Origin of the sequence: Streptomyces sp. NPDC006510, assembly GCF_040611955.1 — a bacterium.
Taxonomy (GTDB): Bacteria; Actinomycetota; Actinomycetes; order Streptomycetales; family Streptomycetaceae; genus Streptomyces.
The window spans coordinates 1-4,540 of record NZ_JBEXPH010000351.1 but is presented as its reverse complement, the minus strand read 5'-3'; the positions used below and the strand labels follow the sequence as shown (position 1 = coordinate 4,540).

At 71.6% G+C, this 4,540-nt stretch carries 4 protein-coding genes; all 4 read right to left on the bottom strand.

Annotated features, from left to right (window positions below; all coding sequences use genetic code 11):
• Positions 1-85: 85 nt before the first annotated feature.
• Positions 86-1,165: a right-handed parallel beta-helix repeat-containing protein gene (locus tag ABZY11_RS43005; RefSeq protein ID WP_356484389.1), complete on the bottom strand. Its 1,080-nt coding sequence runs from the start codon at positions 1,163-1,165 to the stop codon at positions 86-88.
• Entirely contained in the window at positions 1,162-1,764 is a 603-nt protein-coding gene (locus ABZY11_RS43000; protein WP_356484388.1) for a DUF624 domain-containing protein, read from the bottom strand. The genes ABZY11_RS43005 and ABZY11_RS43000 overlap by 4 nt, the downstream gene beginning before the upstream one ends.
• Positions 1,765-1,766: 2 nt before the next feature.
• Positions 1,767-3,752, bottom strand: coding sequence for a hypothetical protein (locus ABZY11_RS42995; protein ID WP_356484387.1), 1,986 nt, complete (start codon positions 3,750-3,752; stop codon positions 1,767-1,769).
• A gap of 3 nt (positions 3,753-3,755) precedes the next feature.
• Positions 3,756-4,540: heparinase II/III family protein (locus ABZY11_RS42990; protein WP_356484386.1), on the bottom strand; the 785-nt coding region annotated here is incomplete at its 5' end.

Genomic DNA, 4,540 nt, shown 5'->3' with positions numbered 1-4,540 from the left:
GCCTGTGCCGCCGGCGCCGTGGCCGCGACCGCCGCCAGACCGGCCGCAGCCGTCAGTACCCCGCGTCTCGCGGGTCCCCGCCCGGTCACTGGGGGCACGCACCCGTCGGGTCGTACTCGCTGCCGTAGGTGCCGACCGCGTCGCCGCCGGTGTTGCCGCTCATCGTGTTGGTGCACACCGGGCCCTGCGGGGTGCGCATGAACTTGATGCCGCCGCCCGCGTTACCGGTGATGGTGTTGCCGTAGACGCTGGTGTCGATGCCGTCGGTGGCGGTGTCGCCGCCGAGCCGGATGCCCGCGCCGACGTTGTCGTGAATGGTGTTGTAGCGGAAGATGTTTCCGCTGCCGCGTGCGTCCAGGCCGCCGGAGCTGGAGTCCTTCTGGCCGCTGCAGTCGTTGTACTCGACGTAGTTGTTGGTCGAGTTCTCCTTCACGTCGACGCACTCGTTGCCCTGCGTGGCGATGGTGTTGTGATGGATGCGGTTGTTCTTGCTGATGTCGGGGGCCGCGTCCGGGGCGCCGTTCGCCCCCTGCTGCTCCGGGGCCGTGCCGAGGTAGATGCCCTCGCCGTTCTTGCCGCCGCCGCCGAACTTGAAGTCGGCCACCCCGCAGTTGGTGATCGTGTTCTCGGAGATGTCGGCTCCGGTCACCAGATAGCGCACCCGCAGGCATTCGTCGGCGGCGTTCTTCAGCGTCATCCCGGTGATACGCAGGCCGCCCACACCGTTGCCGGGCGTCGTGCTCATGACATAGATGAGCTTGAGGCGGTACCCCGACACATCGGTGGACGACCCGTGCAGCCCGTCCACGGTGAAGCCGCTGAGCGTCGTCGAGTCGTGCTGCACCTGGATGATCCGGGCGTCGCCGGCACCCTTCACCACGGCGTTCGAAGGGCCGGTGATGGTGACCCCGGAGCGCTTGGTCACGACGTCCTGCTTGTACGTACCGGCGGCGAGGTTCACGACCGAACCCGTCGGCGCCAGGTCGACCGCCTTCTGGATCGTGGCGAGCGGGGCGCCCGCCGACGTACCGGCGTTGGAGTCGCTGCCGGACGGCGACACGTAGTACGCGGTGGCGGCTTCGGCGGCCACCGACGTCGGGGGGAAGGCGAGCGGGGCGCCTGCGGCTAGCGCGGCGACGAGGGTGGTGCGCAGTACACGGCTCATGGGGTGTGCCTCCTGGGGTCTGCGAAGGACAGTGCGAGCAGTACGGGGATGCTGGGGCCGAGGAGCAGGGGGCCCAGCGGTACGACGAGCGAGAGCAGCGCGGCGGAGATCACCGCGCCGAGCAGTGCGGTGCCACGGGCCGCCGACCCGAAGCCGAGCGCCAGCGCACCGCGCGACCAGGTGCGGACCGTTCCGTGCGGAGACCGGCCCGCCTCGGCCGCGAGCGCCACATGATGGATGACGAGCGCGGCCGCGATGCCCACCTGTGCGGCGAGCAGGACGAACGTCCACGGCTCCGAACGGCCCAGCAGATGAACGATGTTGGCGGACAGCACGATCCCCGCCGCGGTGGACGCCAGGGCATGGCGCCACAGCGACCGCCAGTACCGCGGGAAGGCGGCGAACGTGTTGGTGAAGCAGCGGCTGTCACCCTCCGCCCGCCACCGCTGCAGGGCGTGCCCCATGGCGGCGAGCGCGGGAAGCCAGGTCACGACACCGAGCGACAGCAGGGTGAAGGCGGCCCCGGCGGCCGCCGGGTAGGCCACGAACTCCAGCCGCCGCAGCAGCGTCGGCCAGCCGGACGAGAGGGTTGCCTGCATGATCAGCCGACCTTTCCTGTGTACGGCTCCGGGACATCGAGCAGCACGCGGCCGTCCAGCTCCAGCCGGGTGGCCGCCACCACGTACGGGGCCGAGCCTTCGGTGCCGAGCAGTACCGCCGCCGCGTCGGCCGACACCGCGGCGGTACGGATCCGACGGGCGACGGGGGAGAGGAGCACGGTCTCCTCGCCGAAACTGACGCCCTGGCCCTGTGCGCACCCGACCCGCTCGACGGAGGCCGGTGCCGCGTCCGGGACGATCGCGGTGAGGAAGAGTGCTTCCGTCGAGCGGGCGGTCGTCGCCCGCAGGGTGTGCAGCGTGCGGGTGAGCCGGAGTTCCGGCGTGCTCGACGTCGGATTGGCCTCGACCTCGGTGGTCTCGGAGACGACCCGGGCGTCCGGCGGCGCGAACTGCCGCACCAGGGCGGAGGCCGCCCCGGACCGGATCAGTCGGCCGCCGTCCGGCCGCGGCTCGGTGGGCCGGTCGGTCTGGAGCAGGAACGTCCACTCCCGCTCCGCGTCGGCCTCGGCGAGATCCAGCAGCACGAGCCGGCCCGACGGGGTGAACACCAGCGTCCGGTCCAGCCGCCGCACCCCGAGCGCGGGGTCGTACATCGCGGCGATCTCCGCCGTGGCGTGCGCCCAGCCGCAGTCGGGACCGGCGAGCACATCGCGCTGCCGGGCCTGCCGCTCGTAGGGGATGTCCTTGTAGACGTGGTAGCGGTCCTCGTCCGCGTACCCCTGCCCGTCCACCAGGAGCAGATTGTGGTGCGCGGCCCGCTTGCGGTTGCTGTACCCCTCGTCGACCGCGAGGAACGCACCCTGCGACACCAGCACGAACGAACCCGAATCCGGGTGGTGGTGCCCCTGGTTGAGGGTCTCCCAGCCCAGTTCCGCCCGGTGCTTCGCGGAGGTCTCCCAGGCCTTGTGGCCACCGCCGGGGCTCGCCTTGAACGAGACGAGCGTGGCGTCGTCGTCCCATCCGGTGCGGGCCGCGAGCAGGCCGAGATCCGGGAAGAACGCTCGTGTCTCCGTGGGACGGGCACCGGCCACGGACGGGTCGTACCAGAGGTATTCGAGATAGGCCTCCGGCAGGATCCCCGGCCGTACCCCGCTCTCCGCCGCCTCCTGCCACAGCAGTTCACCCGAGGCGAGATCACCCAGCCACTGCGCCTGAGGAATCCCGTACTGCGCCGCGAGACGGTAGTACAGGCCGGCGCTGTGCCCGCTGCGCCGGTCGTGGCAGTCGCCGTGGTCGACGTTGAACGCGAAGCCGGGAGCCAACTGGTGCAATCGGTAGCGGAAGGTGTTCGGCAGGAAACCGCCCCGCTCCCACCAGTCGATGCCCTCCGCCTCCTGGAGGAGATCCAGATGGATGGCGAGGAACGGCACGCCGTAGCGCCAGTAGACGACGCCCTCGGCATGTGAACCGTCGTCCGGCATCAGGTCGAGGACTGTACCGAGGTTGTCCTTGGCGCGCTCGGTCCATTCCTCCTTGCCCAGCACGTAACCGGCCGTCGCCAGGCCCGCGTAACAGATCCAGTTGTGGTTCTGCCAGTACGACGACGACCACCAGCGGCCCTCGCTCGCCACCGCGAACTCGTACATCCGCCGCCCCTGGAGCAGCAGCTTGTACCGCAGCAGCGCCCGCACCCCGTCCGGCAGTTCGTCGCCGATCCACCGGTAGGCGAGTGAGAGATGGTGCAGCAGCCAGCCGGCGTCCAGATCGTGGTCCGGCATGTGGGCCTTGCCCCAGTGCGGCAGCCGCACCGCGGCCTCGATCCAGCGCCGGCTCTCCGCCAGATGGGCCGGATCGCCGCTCACCCGGTAGGCCAGCGCCGGGTTGGAGGCGGCGGGGCCGAGCCAGGTGATGCTGGCCAGGGGGTGCGTACGCGGCGGGGTCAGCCCGCGGTGGCGGGCGGCCTCCTCGTACAGCCGCACCTGCTGCGCGGGACGCGGGCCGGGCGGCGGGGTCGCCGAGAGCAACAAGGGTCAGTCCTCCGTCCGGAACCGTGCGGTGCTGCCGTCGGTCAGCGAGACCGTCAGCACCCCGTCACCGTCGAGGCGTACGTCGGCCACGGCGGGCCCGGCCGACGCCGCCTGGTACACCGAGGCGAAGACGACCCGGTCCGACTGCGCGGTGAAGTCGACCCGGGTGCGCACGCGCTGCGGGTCGTCGGCCGGACCCGGGCCGGGCCGGGAGACCGGACGCACGGTCGTGCCGGGGGTGTGGGTGTGCCAGCCGTGCAGGGTCTCGTCGCCGTACCAGGTGGTGCGGACCTCGCCCGAGGCCTGGAGCTGGACGTCCAGCGCGACACCGGGGCGCAGCTGCGCGGTGAGGCGCCGCTCGTCCTCGGCACGCACCGTCAGCAGATCGACCAGATAGCCGTCACCGAGCACCACCCGCCGCACCGCGCACACACCCTCGTACGCCGTCGTCACCTCGGCGGTGACGGACGAACCGTCCGAGCCGAGCAGCCGCCCGGTGCACTCGGCCTGTTCGGCGCCGTTCACCCGGAACGTCGGATGGGCCTCGGTCGATGCGTAAAGATCACGGAACTCGGCGTGTGCGTAGGGCACTTGACCGGGGTCCGGCTGCCACGGCGTGGTGTCCCCGTACAGATACAGCGACAACTTGTCGCGATGGCCGTGCGAGCCGCCGTGCGGACCGAAGTCCAGCAGCGCGTGGACGCCCGCGTGGTGCAGCACCGCGTACCCGGCGACCGGGAACACCGTCACCGGGCCGGGCGCCGGGCGCTCCGGCAGCGGCGGTCCGG